Source organism: Streptomyces sp. NPDC058665 (assembly GCF_042714995.1).
In the GTDB taxonomy this organism is placed as follows: domain Bacteria; phylum Actinomycetota; class Actinomycetes; order Streptomycetales; family Streptomycetaceae; genus Streptomyces.
This window is the reverse complement of record NZ_JBHXRX010000002.1, coordinates 21276-40518: the sequence shown is the minus strand read 5'-3', so window position 1 is coordinate 40518 and position 19243 is coordinate 21276. Positions and strand designations below refer to the sequence as shown.

Annotated in this window: 20 protein-coding genes; 12 read left to right on the top strand and 8 right to left on the bottom strand. The window is 69.7% G+C overall.

All coding sequences use genetic code 11. The annotated features are described in order from the left end of the window. Nucleotides 1–8 precede the first annotated feature (8 nt). Nucleotides 9–305, top strand: coding sequence for a hypothetical protein (locus ACFWV8_RS01585; protein WP_384196983.1), 297 nt, complete (start codon nucleotides 9–11; stop codon nucleotides 303–305). 32 nt (nucleotides 306–337) lie between these two features. On the opposite strand, the gene ACFWV8_RS01580 is transcribed toward ACFWV8_RS01585, so the two are convergent. From ACFWV8_RS01580 to ACFWV8_RS01565, 4 genes are all read right to left on the bottom strand, one after another. Next, the gene (locus tag ACFWV8_RS01580) at nucleotides 338–1060 is read right to left on the bottom strand and encodes a LuxR C-terminal-related transcriptional regulator (RefSeq protein ID WP_384196981.1); all 723 of its coding nucleotides are present in this window, start codon (nucleotides 1058–1060) and stop codon (nucleotides 338–340) included. 142 nt (nucleotides 1061–1202) lie between these two features. Beyond that, nucleotides 1203–3086, bottom strand: a complete 1884-nt coding sequence (locus ACFWV8_RS01575) for a PQQ-binding-like beta-propeller repeat protein (protein WP_384196979.1) — start codon at nucleotides 3084–3086, stop codon at nucleotides 1203–1205. Nucleotides 3087–3183: 97 nt separating this feature from the next. Beyond that, nucleotides 3184–4995 (bottom strand): PQQ-binding-like beta-propeller repeat protein, encoded by a 1812-nt coding sequence (locus ACFWV8_RS01570; RefSeq protein WP_384196977.1) that lies wholly within the window; start codon nucleotides 4993–4995, stop codon nucleotides 3184–3186. Between the two features lie 257 nt (nucleotides 4996–5252). After that, entirely contained in the window at nucleotides 5253–7073 is a 1821-nt protein-coding gene (locus tag ACFWV8_RS01565; RefSeq protein WP_384196975.1) for an ABC-F family ATP-binding cassette domain-containing protein, read from the bottom strand. A gap of 287 nt (nucleotides 7074–7360) precedes the next feature. Here ACFWV8_RS01565 and ACFWV8_RS01560 point away from each other — a divergent pair, with 287 nt between their 5' ends. Together ACFWV8_RS01560 and ACFWV8_RS01555 are read left to right on the top strand one after the other, a co-directional pair. Next, the gene (locus ACFWV8_RS01560; protein WP_384196973.1) at nucleotides 7361–7825 is read left to right on the top strand and encodes a hypothetical protein; all 465 of its coding nucleotides are present in this window, start codon (nucleotides 7361–7363) and stop codon (nucleotides 7823–7825) included. A 260-nt stretch (nucleotides 7826–8085) separates the two neighbouring features. Continuing rightward, nucleotides 8086–9225, top strand: a complete 1140-nt coding sequence (locus tag ACFWV8_RS01555; RefSeq protein WP_384196971.1) for a PQQ-dependent sugar dehydrogenase — start codon at nucleotides 8086–8088, stop codon at nucleotides 9223–9225. A gap of 132 nt (nucleotides 9226–9357) precedes the next feature. Here the strand turns inward: ACFWV8_RS01555 and ACFWV8_RS01550 are convergent, their stop codons facing one another. Beyond that, entirely contained in the window at nucleotides 9358–9792 is a 435-nt protein-coding gene (locus ACFWV8_RS01550; protein ID WP_384196970.1) for an ATP-binding protein, read from the bottom strand. A 148-nt stretch (nucleotides 9793–9940) separates the two neighbouring features. Between ACFWV8_RS01550 and ACFWV8_RS01545 the strand changes: the two genes are divergently transcribed. The 8 genes from ACFWV8_RS01545 (at nucleotide 9941) to ACFWV8_RS01510 (ending at nucleotide 14760) form a co-directional block, all read left to right on the top strand. Continuing rightward, nucleotides 9941–10795 carry a helix-turn-helix domain-containing protein gene (locus ACFWV8_RS01545; RefSeq protein ID WP_384196968.1) on the top strand — a complete coding sequence of 285 codons (855 nt, stop codon included), beginning with the start codon at nucleotides 9941–9943 and terminating at the stop codon, nucleotides 10793–10795. A gap of 11 nt (nucleotides 10796–10806) precedes the next feature. Next, complete coding sequence (locus ACFWV8_RS01540; RefSeq protein WP_384196966.1) at nucleotides 10807–11004, top strand: DUF397 domain-containing protein; 198 nt, start codon at nucleotides 10807–10809, stop codon at nucleotides 11002–11004. 21 nt (nucleotides 11005–11025) lie between these two features. Continuing rightward, nucleotides 11026–11223 (top strand): DUF397 domain-containing protein, encoded by a 198-nt coding sequence (locus tag ACFWV8_RS01535; protein WP_384196964.1) that lies wholly within the window; start codon nucleotides 11026–11028, stop codon nucleotides 11221–11223. 265 nt (nucleotides 11224–11488) lie between these two features. Beyond that, entirely contained in the window at nucleotides 11489–11929 is a 441-nt protein-coding gene (locus ACFWV8_RS01530; RefSeq protein ID WP_384196963.1) for a hypothetical protein, read from the top strand. Continuing rightward, nucleotides 11926–12129 (top strand): DUF397 domain-containing protein, encoded by a 204-nt coding sequence (locus ACFWV8_RS01525; protein ID WP_384196962.1) that lies wholly within the window; start codon nucleotides 11926–11928, stop codon nucleotides 12127–12129. The genes ACFWV8_RS01530 and ACFWV8_RS01525 overlap by 4 nt, the downstream gene beginning before the upstream one ends. A 192-nt stretch (nucleotides 12130–12321) precedes the next feature. Next, nucleotides 12322–13083 carry a DUF899 family protein gene (locus tag ACFWV8_RS01520; RefSeq protein WP_384196960.1) on the top strand — a complete coding sequence of 254 codons (762 nt, stop codon included), beginning with the start codon at nucleotides 12322–12324 and terminating at the stop codon, nucleotides 13081–13083. 113 nt (nucleotides 13084–13196) lie between these two features. After that, nucleotides 13197–13610, top strand: coding sequence for a YciI family protein (locus ACFWV8_RS01515; RefSeq protein WP_384196958.1), 414 nt, complete (start codon nucleotides 13197–13199; stop codon nucleotides 13608–13610). Between the two features lies 1 nt (nucleotide 13611). Further along, complete coding sequence (locus ACFWV8_RS01510; RefSeq protein ID WP_384196956.1) at nucleotides 13612–14760, top strand: RNA polymerase sigma factor; 1149 nt, start codon at nucleotides 13612–13614, stop codon at nucleotides 14758–14760. A gap of 41 nt (nucleotides 14761–14801) precedes the next feature. Here ACFWV8_RS01510 and ACFWV8_RS01505 read toward each other — a convergent pair whose 3' ends face one another. Together ACFWV8_RS01505 and ACFWV8_RS01500 are read right to left on the bottom strand one after the other, a co-directional pair. Next, on the bottom strand, nucleotides 14802–15170 hold the full coding sequence (locus tag ACFWV8_RS01505; protein ID WP_384196955.1) for a nuclear transport factor 2 family protein: 369 nt from the start codon (nucleotides 15168–15170) through the stop codon (nucleotides 14802–14804). Between the two features lie 146 nt (nucleotides 15171–15316). Further along, entirely contained in the window at nucleotides 15317–16045 is a 729-nt protein-coding gene (locus tag ACFWV8_RS01500; RefSeq protein ID WP_384196953.1) for a TetR/AcrR family transcriptional regulator, read from the bottom strand. A 182-nt stretch (nucleotides 16046–16227) separates the two neighbouring features. On the opposite strand from ACFWV8_RS01500, the gene ACFWV8_RS01495 reads away from it, so the two are divergent. Further along, the gene (locus ACFWV8_RS01495; RefSeq protein ID WP_384196951.1) at nucleotides 16228–18468 is read left to right on the top strand and encodes an MMPL family transporter; all 2241 of its coding nucleotides are present in this window, start codon (nucleotides 16228–16230) and stop codon (nucleotides 18466–18468) included. A 52-nt stretch (nucleotides 18469–18520) separates the two neighbouring features. On the opposite strand, the gene ACFWV8_RS01490 is transcribed toward ACFWV8_RS01495, so the two are convergent. Continuing rightward, on the bottom strand, nucleotides 18521–19210 hold the full coding sequence (locus ACFWV8_RS01490; RefSeq protein WP_384196949.1) for an alpha/beta fold hydrolase: 690 nt from the start codon (nucleotides 19208–19210) through the stop codon (nucleotides 18521–18523). Nucleotides 19211–19243: the final 33 nt, after the last annotated feature.

Here is a 19243-nt window from a genome sequence, read left to right as displayed (position 1 = left end):
CACACACCATGTCCGACCTGCACAAAGAAGTCTCCGAACTGGAAAACCGGTCCGCCACCGCGGCCCGCCTGTTCGACATCCGTCTCATCATCGGCGGTCTGTTCACGCTGTACGGGGTGATCGTCACCGTCGCCGGTGTCTTCGTCTCCGACGCGGACCTGAAGAAGGCCGAGGACGTCAACATCAACCTCTGGACGGGGCTGGCGATGCTGGCGCTCGGCCTGTTCTTCCTCGGCTGGATGAAGCTGCGCCCGGTGGAGATACCGGCGCGGACCGCGACCGACGGGACCGGCCCGGAGAAGTAGTCGCGCCCACGCGGGGGCCGGGGGTCACGTACTCATTCGTACGTGGCGTCCGGCCCCTTCGCCGTGTCCGGGGGCTCGCCCGGCAGGACGCTCACGGCCGCCCGGTCCAGCAGCCCCGTCCGCGCGGCCAGCGCCGCGGCCTCCAGCCGGGAGCCGACGCCCAGCTTCATCAGGACCCGCTGCACATGCGTACGGGCCGTGCTCGGCGCGATGCCCATACCGGCGGCGATCAGCCGGGTGTCCTCCCCCTCGGCGACCCGCACCAGCACCTCGATCTCGCGCGGGGTGAGCATCCGCAGCAGCCGCTGCCCCTCGTCGTCGGGCTGGGCCACGGGATTCAGCAGCTCCGTGAACGCGCCCTGCAACAGCCCAGGCGCCACGGCCGCGTCGCCCGCCCGTGCCTTCACGATGGCCCGCTCGACGCCCTCGATGCGCTCGTCGTGCCGTACGTATCCGCAGGCCCCGGCCGCGAAGGCGGCGGCGATGCCGCGCGGGCTCGGCACCGGACCCAGCACCACGACCGCCACCTGGGGGCGGTCGCGTCTGATCCGTACGATCGGGTCGAAGGCGCCGGGCTCGGCCGGTGCCGCGGTCCCCATGAGGCACACCTCGGGCGCCCGGCTCACGACCAGTTCGGCGGCGCCCGCCGTGGGCGCCGCCGCGGCGAGCACCCGGTGCCCGCGCAGTTTCAGTGCCGAGGCCAGCGCCTCGGCGAGCAGTCTGTGGTCGTCAACCACCATGAGCCGTACGCCCATCGAGCAAATCCCATCCCCGCCGGCCCTGGGCCCCCCGGCCCCCCTGACCCGGCAAGCTACACGCTCCGCCGGGGTCGCGCGCCCCCATACGGGTAAGAAGGCGCCCACTTGTCGAATTCGCCGCGATTCAGGGGGCGGACCCCTACGACGAACGCCGGGCGGGCGCTGGGAGAGCCCCCCCCGCGTTAGAGGAAACGGGGGAGTTAGTGGTGTACGCCCCCACGCGGTACAGCGTGCGGGCCTTGCTGTACTCGCTCGGCTCGCTGATCAGCGTCTCCGAGGTGTACATCCGGCCGCCGCCGTACCTGATCTCCGCGCCGTCCAGCGAGAAGCTGGTCTCCGCCTCGCGGACGGACTCCTCGCTCGGATTCTCCATCAGCAGCGTCTCCTTGAAAGTGCCGCCGTCGATGGAGACGATCTGTCCGCCCTTGTCGTACGGGGGCCACTTGTACGCGATGATGTTCGAACCGTCCATGCGCAGCGGGTACATGGCGTACCGCTCACCCGCGTCGGCCCGGTCGGTCGTGGCCTTGCCGGTGGCGAGGTCGAAGGAGACGATCTCGTTGGTCTGGCCGTAGTCCTCGCCGGTGCCCTCGTGCTCCTCGGTCGGCACATAGATCCGGTCGTTGCCGACGGCGAGCTTGCCGCACTGCTCGACCTCGGTGGAGGCGCACCGGCCCGCGTACTTGTCGGCGTCCACGGGGATCTTGGCGCGCAGCTTGCCGGTCTTCTCGTCGATGGAGAAGAAGTCCGAGATGCCGCTGCCGTCACCGGCGGTGTCGCCGACGTCGGCCGCGACGACCAGCGGCTTGGTGGAGACGACCGAGACGTACTCGACGCCCGCGGGCATCTTGAACTCGGAGATCGGGGACCCGTCGGCCGGGTTCACGTTCTGCACGAGGACCGTCGGGTCGTCGTACGAACCGCACTTGCGCGCCGCGACGAGCCCGGGGCCGCCGCCGTAACCCATGTCGTAGCAGCCCTCGGCGTTGACCTCGGGCTTCCACAGGTTCTCGCCGGAGGTGAGGTCCCAGGCCGCGCCGCCGTCGGTGCCGCCGGCGGCGATGGTCTTTCCGCTGAGGGTGACCTCGTTGAAGGCGGCCTTGTCGTCACCGGCGTTGCCGCCCGTCACCGACTTGGTCCACAGCAGCTTGCCCGCGACGAGGTCGATCGCGCCGACCTCGGTGCAGGAGACGTACTTGTCCTTGGCGGTCGGCTTGCTCGCCGCGAAGACGACGGCCGTCTTGTCGTCCTCGGTGGCGTGGCGCGAGGCCGCGCAGACCTGGCCGGGCAGCGGGATGGTCCAGAGCTGCTTGCCCGCCTCCGGGTCGTAGGCGACGATCTGGTTCACACCGGTCTTGACGTACGCCTTGTCGGTGATCCACGAGCCCGACACATCGGTGATGTCACCGACCTTGGGCTGCGGCAGCTGGAAGGCGACCTTCGACTTGGTGTTGGCCGGCGGCTTCTCGTCGCCGCCCCCGAGGGACTTCCCGCCCTTGCCGTCGCCGCCCTTGGTGTCGGACTTCTTGGCCTCGTCCTTCTTGTCGTCACCGCTGGAGGCGAAGTAGACGCCACCGCCGACGATCAGGACGACGGCGACCACCGCGGCGACGATGATCTGCGTCTGCGCGCTGATCTTCCTGCCGCCGCCGGGACCGCCCGGAGCGCCGGGCCCGCCGGGTCCCGGCTGGCCGTACGGCTGGCCGGGCTGCTGCGGGTAGCCGTACTGGGGCTGGGCTCCCTGCGGATACCCGTACTGCGGCTGACCGGGGGGCTGTTGCGGCTGGCCGTACCCCGGCTGGCCCGCGGGCTGCGTCGGCGGCTGCTGCGGATAGCCGTACTGCGGCTGGCCGGGCTGCTGCTGCGGGTAGCCGTAACCGGGCTGCTGGGGCGGCGGCGTCGGGGCCCCGAAGCCGCCGGGGGGCGGCTCGGTCGGTGCGCCGAAGCCACCGGCCGGTGGCTCCTGCGGCTGGCCGAACCCTCCCTGCGGGGGCTCGTTGGGCGGCTGCGGTGGCTGCGTCATGGCGTGCTTACCTCGAAACGGGTGCGAGTACGGAGCGGGGGACGGAAGACGGACGGAAGGCGCGTCGCCCGGAGGCGGCTCGTGTGCGAGAAGCTCATCACTTGCCGAACGCCATCATGGTCTTCGTCTCCATCTCGGCCTTGTCGTCACTGGCGCTGACGCGGCTGCTTGTTACGAAGAACCGCCCGTCCACGTAGTCCAGTTCGGAGTCGTAGAAGGAGTTCTCGATCTCGGACGTGGACTCCGGATTCTGCAGGACCACCTTGGGCGAGCCGCCGGTCGGCGCGAGGGTCGCGACCGCGCCGCCCTTGTCGTACGAGGGTTCGTAGTACACGACCACGTTCGCGCCCTCCATCCGCAGCGGCGTCATGACGCGCCCGGACGGGGCCTTGGCGCGCCACTTCGCCTTGCCGGTGGCGAGGTTGAAGGCGATGACCTCGTTGGTGCCGTTCGAGCCGGTCTCGCTGGGCTGCGTCGACATGTAGAAGGTGTCGGCGTCGGCGGCGACACCGGTGCAGCCGTCCAGGTTGGTGCCGAAGACGATGAAGCCTCCGCCGCAGTTGGGCTGGAACTTGTCCTTGCCGCCGTCGATCTGCGAGCGCACGGTGCCGTTGGCGTTGAGCGCGACGATGGCCCAGGTCTTCTTGTCCGGCTCGGTCAGCGACAGGACGATCGGGTCGCTCGAATAGACCTTGTCGAGCTCCCAGTTGGTCTTGAGCTTGTACGTCCACTTGGCCTTGCCGGTGGCCGGGTCGAGCTCCTGCACCTGGTTCTGCTGCTTGTCTATGTCACCGCCGGGGCACGTCTCGGCGGCGATCATCCGGGGGCCGCTGGAGATGGCGTTCGGCTGGCAGTCGCCGGGCACCTCGTCGAAGAGTTCCTTGCCGTCGCTCATCCGGTAGGCGTTGACATGGCCGGTGCGCGCCGCGGTGACGGTGCCGCCGTTGATCGCGAGGGTGATGTCGGAGAGGAAGTCCCAGTTGCCGGCCTGCTTGACCTCCTGCTTCCAGCCGCCCTTGCCGGTCTTGAGGTCGACCTGCTGGAGCACGGTGCAGTCGGCCTTCTCCGAGACGCCGTCCTTGATCGCGATGACGATCTTGCCGTCGGCCGTGGGCAGCGAGGGTGAGGCGCACACCTCGGCGGGCAGGGTGAGGCTCCACTTCTGCTTGCCGTCGGCCGCGCCGTACCCGACCATCTTCTTGTACATCGCCTTGGCGACGACATCGCCGGCGAACCACGGGCCATGCACGTCGGCGCCGTTCTTCGGCAGGTCGACATCGTTCTTCTGGAGCCACAGGACCTTCGACTCGCCGTCCTTGCGCCCGGCGTTGAGGTCGTCCTGCGCCTCGCGCCCGCCGCCGGTGCCGTCGCCGTCGTCCGGGACGGACTCACCGGTGGGCTTGGCGTCCTTGTCCTTGCTGACGTTCTTCTTGCCGCCGTCGCCGTCGTCACCGCTGAGGGCGAACCAGGTGCCGCCGCCGATGACGAGCAGGCCCGCGACAGCCGCGGCGATGACGACGCCGGGCTTGCGCTGGAAGAAGTTGCCGCCGCCGCTGCCGCCCGGGGGCGGGGTGGGCGCGCCGGGGAACTGCTGGGGCGGATAGCCGCCGCCACCGCCGTACGGGTTGGGCTGGGAACCGTACGGTCCCGGCTGGTTGTAGGGACCGGGCTGCTGGCCGTACGGACCCGGCTGCTGCGCGTAGGGGCCAGGCTGGCCCGGCTGCTGCCCGTAAGGTCCGGGCTGGTTGTACGGCCCCGGCTGCGCCGGCGGCTGGCCCGGGGCGGGCGGTGTCTGCTGCGGGTACCCGTAGCCGGGCTCGCCCTGCGGCGGTCCCTGCGGGTAGCCGTATCCCGGCTGTTGGCCCGGCTGCTGGCCCGGCGGCGGTGGCTGGCTGGGCGGCTGGGTCATCAGCGCTTCCCCCCTTGTCGTACGGTCCTTCGTCCGGTCGGTCTCCCCCGCGATTCCGGTTGGCTGGAAATCAGCTCTCGAATACGAGCCGATGGCCACCGGATGGAGCGATTCGGGCTTGGAATCCGCAGTGTCACGTCAGTCGAGCGGGCCTTCTTTGTATCACTCGCATCCCTGTACGGGACGGGCCGGTCCTCCCCTGTTCCCAAGGGAGGACCGGCCCGTGATGCGGTTGTTACGAGGTCTGTACGGGACCTCTACGCGTCCTCGGCGAGCTCCATCCAGCGCATCTCCAACTCATCGCGCTGGGCGACGAGTTCACGTAGCTCACTGTCGAGTTTCGCCACCTTGTCGAAATCCGTGGCGCTTTCAGCGATCTGTCCGTGCAGCGCTGTCTCGCGCGTCGACATCTTGTCCAGCTGCCGCTCGATGCGCTGGAGTTCCTTCTTCGCGGCGCGGTTGTCCTTCGCTGACGCGGCGGGTGCGGCGGCGGCCGGTGCGGGCGTTCCACCGGTCCGCGCCGGCGCGGGGGCCGCCGACTCGACGACCTGGCGCCGCCGTTCGAGATATTCGTCGATACCGCGCGGCAGATGACGCAGGGCGGCGTCGCCGAGGAGCGCGTACACCTTGTCCGTCGTCCGCTCGATGAAGAACCGGTCGTGGCTGATGACGACCATGGAGCCGGGCCAGCCGTCGAGGAGGTCTTCGAGCTGGGTGAGCGTCTCGATGTCGAGGTCGTTCGTCGGCTCGTCCAGGAACAGCACGTTGGGCTCGTCCATCAGCAGCCGCAGGATCTGGAGCCTGCGCCGCTCACCACCGGACAGATCGCCCACGGGCGTCCACTGCTTGTCCTTGCCGAAGCCGAACTGCTCACAGAGCTGCCCGGCCGTCATCTCCCGCCCCTTGCCGAGGTCGACCCGGTCGCGCACCTGCTGGACGGCCTCCAACACGCGCAGCGTGGGCTTGAGTTCGCCGACCTCCTGCGACAGGTACGCCAGCTTGACGGTCCGGCCGACGATCACCTTCCCGGCCGTGGGCTGGATGTCGCCCTGCGTACGGGCCGCCTCGGCGAGCGCGCGCAGCAGCGAGGTCTTGCCCGCGCCGTTGACGCCGACGAGTCCGATCCGGTCACCGGGGCCGAGCTGCCAGGTCAGATGCTTCAGCAGCACCTTGGGCCCGGCCTGGACAGTCACGTCCTCCAGGTCGAAGACCGTCTTGCCGAGACGGGCGTTGGCGAACTTCATCAGCGACGAGGTGTCGCGGGGCGGCGGCACGTCCGCGATCAGTTCGTTGGCGGCCTCGATGCGGTAGCGCGGCTTGGAGGTACGGGCCGGCGGGCCGCGCCGCAGCCACGCCAGCTCCTTGCGGACCAGGTTCTGCCGCTTGGACTCCTCGGTGGCCGCGATGCGTTCACGCTCGGCGCGGGCGAAGACGTAGTCGGAGTAGCCGCCCTCGTACTCGTGCACCGCGCCGCGCTGCACGTCCCACATCCGCGTGCAGACCTGGTCCAGGAACCACCGGTCGTGTGTCACGACGACGAGCGCGGAGCGGCGCTCGCGCAGATGCCGGGCGAGCCAGGAGATGCCCTCGACGTCGAGGTGGTTGGTCGGCTCGTCGAGGACGATCACGTCCTGCTCGGCGATGAGCAGCTTCGCCAGCGCGATCCGGCGCCGCTCGCCACCGGACAGCGGCCCGATGACGGTGTCGAGCCCCTGCGGGAACCCGGCCATCTCCAGCCCGCCGAACAGCCCGGTGAGCACGTCCCGGATCTTGGCGTTCCCGGCCCACTCGTGGTCTGCGAGATCGCCGATGACCTCGTGCCGGACGGTGGCGGCGGGATCGAGCGAGTCGTGCTGCGTGAGCACCCCGAGCCGCAGCCCGCCACTGTGCGTGACCCGCCCGGTGTCGGCCTCCTCAAGCTTGGCGAGCATCCGGATGAGGGTGGTCTTGCCGTCTCCGTTGCGCCCGACGACCCCGATCCGGTCCCCCTCGGAGACGCCGAGGGAGACACCGTCGAGCAGCGCACGGGTGCCGTACACCTTGGTGACTGCCTCGACATTGACCAGATTGACGGCCATTTCACTCCTGCTGCGGGGACGGGCTACGGGACGGACGGGTCGACGTCCCAGGGTAGTCGGCGCGGGGGGTGACCCGGGCGGGCGGTCCGGGTGGTGGGCGGCGGCCCCGGAGCGAAGGCCGAGGCGGGGACCTGGGGATCTGCTGTGCGCGCGCCCGTGCAATGACCCCTCGGGCTTCGGGTCCATCCCTGCGGGCGGTTTGGCCACGGGAGCGTTCCGTGCCTGCTCAGACACCCATACGCTACTCAACGTAGCCAAGCGGCTACCGATAGCCGAAGGAGACAAGTATGCGTCCCACATCTGCGGGTCGGTTTGCGGCCCTTGCCTCGACAGTTCTGGTGCTGGCCGGCGGGGTGAGCGTCGGCGCGGCTCAGGCGGAGGTGCCAGGTGGGCCCATCACGTACTCGATCGAGTTCTCCAACCCCCGGGAGAACGACGACAACGACCTGCCCGAGCCTTACGGCGAAGTCACCGTGAGGGCCCCGTGGGGCCAGCAGACCGCACTGTGGGAGCACCCGGACCGGGACATCAACACCCCCACCCTGCCCCGCTATCCGCTGTTCGGCGGCGCGGAGCACCGATTCGCGCCCCACCCCGTCTCCCAGGTGTGCGCCTTCGTGGGTGAGGACGACACGGGTATCAACGAGGACGACATCCTGGCCGCGGGCTGCGTGCCCTACACGGGCCCCGGCTCGTACACCATCAGCGACGAGGGCGGGTCCGTGACGGTCACGGTCTACAACTTCGGCTGACCTTCCGGCTCACCGTGAATCCGTGAATCCCGGCCACGGGTGCCCTCGTTCCGCGTGGGCACCCGTGCGCCGGGCAAGACCGGCCGAGCGAGAAGGACCGGTATTGGTCTAGGCCGGAACACCCCTGTCTCTGTAGCCTCACCCGTGGCCAGTTGCACTCAATCCCCCCACCCAGGTTGCGTGCTGGCACGGGCGACTCCCTTGACAACTCCGCCCAGGCAGCCTGGTGTCCCCCCACTCGCCGCCTCCAGGAGGCCACGGTGAAATTTCGCACCAGAAGCACGGCGATCATCGGCACCATCTGCCTCATCGGTTCCCTCGCGCTGGGCCAGGCATCCGCCGACGAGCCCGCCGCCTCGCGCCCTTCGGCGGCCGAGGTCGTACTCACGGACGTGGGCACGGCCACGAACCCCATCGCCGGCGCCGCCGGGCCCGACGGCACGGTCTGGATCGCCGAACGCGCGGGCACCGTACGGGTCCTGGGCGACCAGGGACTCGGCGAGCCGGTGCTCGACATATCCGACGAGACCACCACCGACGGCGAACGCGGGCTGCTGGGCGTCGCGTTCGACAAGGACTTCGCGCACTTCTACATCTCGTTCACGAATCTTGAAGGCACCAGCACGATCGACGAGTTCGCCGTACAGGACGGCGCGATCCAGCAGGACACACGACGCACGGTCCTGACCCAGACGCAGCCGTTCGAGAACCACAACGGCGGCGACATCAAGTTCGGCCCGGACGGTTATCTCTACATCGCGCTCGGCGACGGCGGCTCCGGCGGCGACCCGCAGGGCAACGGGCAGAACCTCGACACCCTGCTCGGCAAGATCCTCCGTATCGACCCGGCGGGCGCCGAGCCGTACGCCGTCCCGGCGGACAACCCCTTCGTGGACGACCCGAACGCCAAGGACGAGATCTGGGCGTACGGGCTCCGCAACCCCTGGCGCTTCTCCTTCGACTCGGGCACGGGCGACCTGCTGATCGGTGACGTCGGCCAGAGCGAGTGGGAGGAGATCGACTGGGCCTCCGCGGACAGCGCGGGCGGCGAGAACTACGGCTGGGCCTCGATGGAGGGCAACCACCCCTTCCGCGGCGGCACGGAGCCCGCGAACCACGTCCCGCCGGTGCACGAGTACGACCGTAACGGCCTGGGCTGCTCGGTGACCGGCGGCTTCGTCTACCGGGGCGACGCGATCCCCGACCTCCAGGGGCAGTACCTCTACAGCGACTACTGCGACGGCACGGTGCGCACCCTGACGATCGAGAACGGCGCGGTGACCGCCCAGGGTGACCTCGGGGTCAACCCGGGCGAGGTCATCTCGTTCGTCGAGGGCGGTGACCACGAGCTGTACGTGCTCACGCTCGGCGGCAGCATCTCCCGCATCGACGCGGCGTAGCTCCTGTCGGACACGAGGCCGGGCCCGGTGCTGCTTCTCTCTCGGCGCCGGGCCCGACCCGTGTCCGGACGAGCCCCACGGCGAGGGCGGTGAGCCCGGCGGCGGCGAGAAGGAAGTCCCCCACGAGGTCCCTCACGCGGCGGCGCCGTGCCGGGCGAGACTGAACCAGACGGCCTTGTACGAGGGCGAGCGACCACCGTAGATGGTGAGCCCCCAGGCACGTGCGACGCTCTCGACGAGCCGTAGCCCCTGCCCGTTCTCCGGTACGTCCTGAACCTCGCCGGGCACGGGCAGTGCCCAGGGATTGCTGTCGCAGACGTACACGGTCGCCTGCTTCCGACTGACGACGGCCTCGACCCGGATCTGCGGGGTCCGGGTATGCCGATGCGCGTTGGTGACGAGCTCGGTGACACAGAGCCGGGCGTCGTCCACGAGGGGGGCGTACCCGCTGACATCGAGAAGCGCGGCAACGAACTCCCGGGCGAGCCTGGGGGCGTGGGCGGTGTTGGGCACGACGAGTCGGTAGCTTTCGCCGCCGTGGTGGGGGGTGGGGGTTACGGGGGGCATGTCGGGGTCTCCCTACGCGATGCGACGCGGTCTTCGCGTACCCTAGGTGGCATATATGCCACTAGGCAAGCTAGCCACCGGGACTGGAAGCAAGTGGACCGGTGACAGCGTTCCGAGCGAGAATGCGCAGCAGACAGGGGAAGGTGACATGCCACCGAGGGACAACCCGACCGCACGACAGGCCCGCCTTGGTGGGGAGTTGCGGAAACTTCGCGACCGCGCGGGGAAGACCGCCCGCGAGGCCGCCGGCCTGATTTCGACCGACCAGGCCAAGATCAGCCACATGGAGGCGGGCCGGATCGGGATCAGCGAGGAGCGCATCCGTCGGCTCTTCGTCTACTACTCCTGTGACGATGCCGCACTACTTGATGCCCTGTGCGCCATCTCGCGGGAACACCGGGGACAGTTCTGGTGGGACGAGTACCGCGGCATCCTGGCTCCCGACTTCCTTAACGTCGCCGAGCTGGAGCACCACGCCGTAGAACTTCGATACCTGCAAGCAGTAACCCTTCCCGGCCTGTTGCAGACGGATGACTACGCGCGAGCGCTGTTTTCCGGAGCAATCCCGCGACTGCCGTCCGACGAAATCCAGGCGCGGGTGGACCATCGCATGAGGCGGCAGTCCGTTCTCGACCGCGAGAATCCTCCGGACTGCGAGGTCATCGTGCACGAGGCCGCGCTCCGGATGCGCCCGGGAGGCCGGGCGGTCGCCCGTAAGCAGCTTGAGCACCTGCTCGAAGCGTCCGAGCGCCCGGAGGTAATGATTCGAGTCATCCCCTTCGCCAGCGAACACTTCGTTGACGTCACTCACACCACCCTTTACGCGCGCGGGGTCGTTCCGCAGCTCGACACGGTCCACATCGACAGTCCGTTTGTCGGCCTCTTCCTTCACGCCGCAGCCGACCTGGAAGCACACCGAACGCAGCTCGACCTTGCCGAGCAGGCTTCTCTGGAGCCTGATGAGTCGCGCAGCTTCATCCACCACATCGCACGAGATCTGTGAGACAGGCAGGCATGAACCCAAGAATCAACTGGCAGAAGTCATCGTTCTCCGGTTCGGGCGCACAATGCGTCGAAGTCGCCGAGCGCAACGGGGATGTCCTCATACGCGAGAGTGACGACCCGAACGCGATCACGACCACCAACCGCGACAAGTTCGCCGCCTTCATCGCCGGGGTCAAAGCTGGCGAGTTCGACCACTTCACCAACTGACCCGCCCTGAGGGGTAGAGACATGAGCGCTGAAATCAACTGGCAGAAGTCGTCGTTCTCCGAGGGAGGAGCGCAGTGTGTCGAGATCGCCGCGCATAACGGCGAGATCCTCATGCGCGAGAGTGACGACCCGAACGTAGTCACGACCACCAGCCGGAACAAGTTTGCCGCCTTCGTCGCGGGCGTAAAGGCTGGCGAGTTCGACCATTTCGCCAACTGACCCGCCCTGACCTGCACTTGGAGCCCCTCCGTCACCTGACGGAGGGGCTTTCGCCGTCTAGGCCTCGCAAATATGCCCCGGCGCACACTTGCCGACAAGCCGTCCGTGACGCTACCGTCACTACGCGTCGCACCGGCTACACGGGCCACCTCGGCAGGCCCGTGCCCCGTCGCGACGTCCGAAGGGTCACCCCCCGCCCACCCGCTCCTCATGCCGGCGGCCAAGGCGCGGGGGTGACCGCGCCACGACGGCGAAAGGCCCCTCCATGCTCCAGCCCGCAGCTTCGCCATGCCCGGACGCGGAAATCCGCTACTGGTACGAGCACGTCACGTACCGTTCGCTCACCGCCGCGGGCTTGGACGTCGAGACGATCGAACGCCGTTCCGCCCGCACCCCCGCCGAGGCGATCCGCCAGATCCGGCAGTCCGTTCGCGCCCTCACCACCACGCTCCCACCCACCGAGCGCAGACGCGCCCTCAGTTGGGCCGAGGGCGGCGGCTGCGTCGGAGCCGTAGCCGCTCTGCACAGGGGCGAACCCTGCGGGTTCTCGCTCAGCCGTCGGGGTGCCTGGGTGGAGTGGACCGTTCACCCGTACCACGTTTTCCGCACCGCCGAGGCGCGCCGACTTCCCCTCGTACGAGCGTGCCAACCGCTGAACGCACCCAGCACACCGCAACATTCACAGAAGGCGAGCCACCCCTCATGACCAGCACCCCCATCACCTGGCAGAAGTCCTCCTTCTCCGGATCCGACGCCGAGATCCAGTGCGTCGAACTGGCCCACGTCGACGGCCGGATCCTGCTCCGCGAGAGCGACGCACCGGGCACGATCGTCACCACGGACCGCGACAAGCTGCGAGCGTTCCTGCTCGGCGTGAAGGCCGGCGAGTTCGACCACCTGGTCTGACCCACCCGGCCGTACCATCCCGCTCGCGCATTCGAACCGTGCGCGAGCGGGGCGCCCGTCCCGCTGCCCGGCGGCTCACGTCACCGAGGCCGCCGCGATGAGTTCCGGCCCCGGCTCCGGTCTGCACAGGTGAGCGTCGTAGCACGTCGTACGGCGCAGCCCCGTACCGGACAAGCCACCACGGAGGACACCATGGCCACCACACCGCCCGGACGCCCGCCCCTCGCCGACCCGGCGGCCTGGCAGGCCGCCCGTGACGAGCTCCTGGTCCGCGAGAAGGCCCACACCCGCGAGGGCGACGCCATCGCCGCGGCCCGGCGGCGGCTGCCGATGATGGAGCTCGACGGGACCGTCGAGGTCACCGGGGCGGACGGGCCGGTGCCGTTCCTGGAGTTGTTCCAGGGGCGTGACGAGCTCGTCGTCTACAAGCACATGTGGTACGACGGGGCGCCGCACCAGGGGCAGTGCGAGGGGTGCACCACCACCGCCTGGCATCTGAAGGACGCCGTGTACCTCAACGCCCGCGGCGTCTCGTTCGCCGTCCTGACCACGGGCCGGTGGGACGAGGTGGCCGCCTACGTCGAGTTCATGGGCTACACCGAGCCCTGGTACTCGGTGCGCGGCCTGGACGCGCCGGTCGGCGACAGCATGGGGCACCTCACCTGCTTCCTGCGCGACGGCGACCGCGTGTTCCTCACCTACTCCACCACCGGCCGCGGCAACGAGCGGGTCAACGGGGCCATGGGCCTGCTCGACATGACGCCCTACGGCCGCGGCGAGACGTGGGAGGACAACCCCGCCGGTTGGCCCGAGGGGCGCCACGCGTGCTGGTCCTGGCGCTCGGACGCGGACGGGAACGCGACCTGGGGCCCGACCAGCCGCCCCGTACCGCAGTGGACCCGCCCCGGCGCGACCCCCGTGGAAACCCTGGGCCGGAACGGCCACCACCACTGACGTACGCGGGCCGGAAAAACTTCTCGCGACGATGTCGAGAACGCGTGCCCGGCTCCGTCCCTGGTCTGAACGCGGCCAGAATGGGCCGCGTCGGAACCGAGGAGAGACACACCATGGCCAAGTACCTGCTGCTGAAGCACTACCGCGGCGCCCCTTCCGCGGTCAACGACGTCCCCATGGACAAGTGGACGCCGAAGGAGATCACCGCGCACGTCACGTACATGCGGGACTTCGCGGACCGGCTGGAGAAGACCGGCGAGTTCGTCGACGGGCAGGCGCTCGCTCCCGAGGGGACGTGGGTCCAGTACGGCGGCGAGGGGCGTCCGCCCGTCACCGACGGGCCGTTCGCCGAGACCAAGGATTTGATCGCCGGGTGGATGGTGATCGACGTCGACAGCTACGAGCGGGCCGTGGAGCTGGCCGGGGAGCTGTCGGCCGCTCCCGGGGCGGGTGGCGAGCCCATCCACGAGTGGCTTGAGCTGCGTCCGTTCCTGACCGAGCCGCCCACCATCGCGGACTGCCACTGACGTGAACGAGGAGCTGCTCAGGAGCCTCACACCGAGCGTGCTCGGGATCCTCGTCCGCCGCGGAGCCGATTTCGCGGCGGCCGAGGACGCCGTACAGGACGCGCTGGTGAAGGCGGTCCGTGTCTGGCCCGACGACCCTCCGCGCGATCCGAAGGGCTGGCTGGTCACCGCGGCCTGGCGGCAGTTCCTCGACGCGGCGCGGGCGGACACCGCCCGTCGCCGCCGGGAGGACCTCGTCGAGGAGGAGCCGGCACCCGGGCCCGCGGCCGACGTGGACGACACGCTCCGGCTCTACTTCCTGTGCGCCCACCCGTCACTGACGCCGTCGTCGGCGGTCGCGCTCACCCTGCGCGCCGTCGGCGGGCTGACCACCCGGCAGATCGCCGAGGCGTATCTGGTGCCCGAGGCGACGATGGCGCAGCGCATCAGCCGGGCCAAGCGCACGGTCTCCAAGGTGCGGTTCGACCGGCCCGGCGATGTCGCGACCGTGCTGCGCGTCCTCTATCTGGTCTTCAACGAGGGGTACTCCGGGGATGTCGACCTCGCCGCCGAGGCGATCAGGCTCACCCGGCAGCTCGCGGCCTCGATCGACCATCCGGAGGTGTCGGGGCTGCTCGCCCTGATGATGATCCACCACGCCCGCCGCGGAGCCCGGACCGCGCCCGACGGGAGCCTCGTACCGCTCGCCGAGCAGGACCGGGGGCGGTGGGACACCACGTCGATCGCCGAGGGCATCGAGATCCTGCGAGGTGCGCTCGCCCGGGACCGGCTGGGCGAGTTCCAGGCCCAGGCCGCCATCGCGGCGCTCCACGCGGACGCGCGGACCGCCGTGGAGACCGACTGGGTGCAGATCGTGGAGTGGTACGACGAACTCACGCGCCTGACCGACAGCCCGGTCGTCCGGCTCAACCGCGCGGTGGCCGTGGGCGAGGCGGACGGACCGCGCGCCGGTCTGGTGGCGCTCGCGGCGGTGGACGACTCACTGCCCAGGCACACCGCCGTGGCGGCGTATCTGCACGAGCGGGACGGCGACTTGGCGACGGCGGCGCGGCTGTACGCGGAGGCGGCGCGCAAGGCGCCCAACCTCGCGGAACGCGACCATTTGACGCGCCAGGCGGCCCGGCTCAACATCCGCCTGGGCGGTGTCTAGGCCGAGCACCGAACTCCATGTGGTCAGTGTGGCCGGTCCGTTCACAAGGTCGCGACCGGGTTCGGAGAGTCCCGCGGGATCGGCTCCACGACCTCCCAGCGCTCCGCGAGCAGACCGTCCTGGAGACGAAAGATGTCGGCCACCGCGATGTCGAGCGCGCCGCCCGGCAGCCATCGCCGGGAGAACATCGTCACGTAGTCGCCCTCCGAGACGAGACGGCGGATGTCGATCCGCAGGTCGCGGAGGGGCCCCTCCCCCGCTTTCGCGACCCACTCCGCCTTTGTGGAGGTCTGGAACGGCAGCCCGTGATCCACGTAGTCGTCGCGCAGGAGCGGTGTGACGGCGTCGAGGTCGCCCTGGCCGTACAGCTCCAGGCATTTGAGGACCAGCTCCGTGTTGTCAGTGCTCATGTCCAAAAGTGTGACGGCATGATCGAGGGCTGTCGATGAACGGGCCGTTGACGAACTCGCGGTTCACCGGCTGTGATTGAACTGTGTGCCCAGGAGGTGGCGACTCCGGCGATCTTCCACGCCGGGGGCGGCATCCCGGACAGGACCTAGGCGGGGATCCGGCTGTGGACGTCCGTGAGCGTGTTCCGCATCGCCATGCGGAAGAGCTCGGCCTGGTGGCCGCCGAGGAACGAGGTGTGCCCGAACACCTCCAGGACGACGAGGCCGTGCAGATGCCCCCACGCGTGGAGGAGCAGCACGGACGCGGGGGCCGGCAGCCCACTGGAGCCGTCCGGCCTCAACTGCCCCAGATACTCCCGGAATTCGGATGAGAGCTCGGGGGCGTCGGCGGCGGCGAGCTGGGCCTCGGTGAACCCGTCGAACAACTCACGCTGGAAGATCCCGCTCATCCGGAGCATGGCCTCGGTGGTCGGCCCCCCGACGGGCGCCGCGTACTGCCGCAGCGGTGTGCCGTAGAGGAGCTGGAACAGCTCGGGGTGGGCGATGGCCCACCGGCGGTAACCCTCCGCCGCCATCACCATGCGCGGCACGGCCGGGTCGGCGAGCGTGGCGTCGGCCGCCGCTTGCACGGCATCGGCCAGCGCGTCGTACGCCTTGGTGATGAGCGCCGTGATCAACGCGTCCCGGTTCGGGAAGTAGTGGTAGAGCGCCTGGACGGTCATGCCCAGATTCCGGGCGACCGCTCGCAGCGACAGCGCGTGCGGCCCCTGCTCGGTGATCTGTGTCTCGGCCGCGGCCAGGATCTCCTGGGTGGCGGCGGCCCGGCGCCGGTCGCGCAACGAGGGCCGTGCGGGCGGGTGTTCAGCTGCGGACATACGGCGACGGTACGGCGCGGGGTCCGGCGGGGCACCAGGAAAGCCGGGGAAAGTGCCGGAGTGTGAGGAAAATCTAACACTGCCAAATCTTCTTGTTCCTCGCTAACGTCTGCTGCGGCTGCTCCAGGCCGATTTGATCTTTTCGCACCGTAAGTTCGGTAAGTCCATAAAGGAGAACGGGCGTGTTTGAACGCATAGCCGATCTGGCGATCCGCCGGTCCCGGCTGGTACTCGTCGTCGCCGTCGTAGCCGTGGCCCTCATGGGCGCGGTCGGCGCCGGCGCGTTCGGCAAGCTGAAGGGGGGCGGTTACGACGACCCGTCCTCACAATCCAGCCGGGCGGGCAAGGCCATCGAGGAGAAGTTCGGCGGCGAGACCAATCTGGTCCTGCTGGTCCGGGCCCCCGAGGGCCGCGTCGACACCCCGGAGGCCGACAGGAGCGGCCGGGCTCTGGTCGCCGACCTCAAGGGCGAGAAGACCCTGGACAACGTGGTCTCGTACTGGGACACGAAGAGCCCCGGCCTGATCTCGAAGGACGGCCGCGAGGCCGTGGTGCTCGTCCATGTGAAGGGCGACACCACGGAGCAGGAGAAGAACGGCAAGAGCCTCGTCGACGAGTACAGCGGCTCGTACGAGGGCGGGCTCAGCGTCCAGGCCGGCGGCGGCATCGGTGTGGGCGTGGATCTGTCGGCCCAGGTGCTCGACGACCTCATCCTGGCCGAGGCCATCGCCGTACCGCTGACCCTCCTGCTGCTGCTCGTCGTCTTCGGCAGCGTGGTCGCGGCCCTGCTGCCGCTGGTCATCGGGACGATCGCCATCGCGGGTACGTTCGCCGAGCTGTTCCTCCTCGGCGGCGTCACCGACGTCTCCAACTCCGCGACCAACCTGACCACGGCGCTGGGTCTCGGTCTCGGCATCGACTACGCCCTGCTGATGATCAGCCGGTTCCGGGAGCAGCTCGCGACGGGGGCGGGCGTGGAGGACGCCGTACGGCACACGGTGCGTACGGCGGGCCGTACGGTCGCGTTCTCCGCCGCGACGGTGGCCGTGGCGCTCGCGGCGCTGCTGGTGTTCCCGCAGTACTTCCTGCGCTCGTTCGGCTACGCCGGGGTCGGGGTCGTCGCCATCGCGGCGGTCAGCACGCTGTTCGTGATGCCGGCGCTGTTCATGGTCCTGGGGCACCGGGTCAACAGCGGGCGGCTGCCGTGGGCGAAGAAGGAGCGCGCCGCCGACGCCCGTACGCCCCTGTGGGGGCGGCTGGCGCGCACCGTCATGCGGCGGCCCGCGATCACCGCGCTGCCCGTGCTCGCGGTGCTGCTACTGGCGGCGAGCCCGCTGCTGGGTATCACCCTCGGCACACCGGACGAGCGGGTGCTGCCGGAGGACGCGGAGAGCAGGCAGGTCTCCTCGGTGCTGCGCGAGAAGTTCAGCGGCAACGACGACTCTGCGATCCACGTCATCCTCAACACGTCAGTGAATCAGGCACCGTTGGCGTCGTACGCGACCGAACTCTCCGGGCTCGACGGTGTCGTACGGGTCGAGACAGGCGCCGGGAACTACGTCGACGGGCAGCCCTCGCCGGGCGGCCCCGGCAACGGCGCGCTCAGCCGGCCTGACGCGCAGCGGCTCAACGTGGTGAGCGATCTGGAACCGAAGTCGGACGACGCGCAGGCTCTGGTCAAGGAGGTGCGGGCGCTCGCGCCGCCCGCCGGGTCGGAGTCGCTGGTGGGCGGGGCCGACGCCGGACTGGTCGACTCCAAGGACTCGATCGGCGCCCAGATCCCGCTCGCGCTTGCCCTGGTCGCCGTCACCACCTTCATCCTGCTGTTCCTGTTCACAGGCAGCGTCGTGCAGCCGCTGCGCGCGCTGGTCCTCAACATGATCAGTCTCGGAGCGACGCTGGGCGTCATGACCTGGATCTTCCAGGACGGCAATCTGGCGTCGGCGCTCGGCGTCACACCGCAGCCGATGGAAGCGTCGATGACGGTGCTGATGTTCGTCATCGCCTTCGGTCTCTCGATGGACTACGAGGTGTTCGTCACGAGCCGGATCAAGGAACTCCACGACCTGGGCGAGGACAACGAGTCGGCGGTGACCAACGGCCTCGGTCACACGGGACGGATCGTCACGGCGGCGGCCTGTCTGCTCGCGGTGAGCTTCTTCGCCTTCGGGACGGCCGAGGTCAGCTTCATGCAGATGTTCGGCCTGGGCAGCGGGCTGGCGATTCTCATCGACGCCGTCGCCGTACGCGGTGTGCTGGTCCCGGCCGCGATGCGGCTGCTGGGCCGCTCGGCCTGGTACGCGCCCGGCTTCCTGCGGAAGTTCCACGGGCGGTTCGGTCTCAGCGAGGGCGGCCCGGCGCCGACGGCGGCTCCGGCTCCGGTGGAGGGGTCGCCGTACGCGAAGACCACCACGAAGGTCTGAGAGAGCTGAACGCCTGTCCGGGGGGACAGGCGTTCCGCCGCTACGGCCCGGGTCAGGCGTCGAGCAGGATCCGGGCCAGTTCGTGGGGCTGGGAGAACATCGGCCAGTGGCCGGTGTTCATCTCCACCAGCCGCCAGTTGTCGCTCTTCAGCAGCTCGGCCACGGCCGGCGACAGCTCCGGCCAGTCCAGCAGGCATTTGATGTACGTCGCGGGAAGGTCCCCGAGGGGCCCGTCCAGCCTCGCCCGCCCGGTCAGACTCCCGCCGGGATGCGGCGTCCCGCCGGTCACGATGCGGGTGATCTGCTCGTCCGTGAGGCCCTGCTGTGCGTAGTCCTCGGCGGTGGGGGGCGCCCAGAAGCCGCCGTTCTCCGCGATCGACGCCTCGACGGCCGGGTTGCCGGAGACGAACGATTCCCCGTCCGCCGGCACGTCCGAGTCGACGAACACCACCCGGGCCAGCCGGTCCCCGACGCGCTGGGCGGCCTGCCCGACCGGGATACCCGAATAGCTGTGCCCCACCAGGACGACATCCCGCAGATCGAGCCGTTCGACGGCGCCCACGATGTCCTGGACGTGCGTCTCCTGATCGATGGCGGCATCCCGCGGCTCATCCCGCCGCTCGGCCAGCCCGGCCAGCGTCAGCGCGTGGGCCCCGTGCCCGGCACCCCGCAACTCCCCGACCACCTCGTCCCACGCCCACGCGCCCAGCCAGGCCCCTGCCACGAGTACGTATTGAGTCATGGCGGGAATCTAACGCAGGGGTCTGACAGTGAG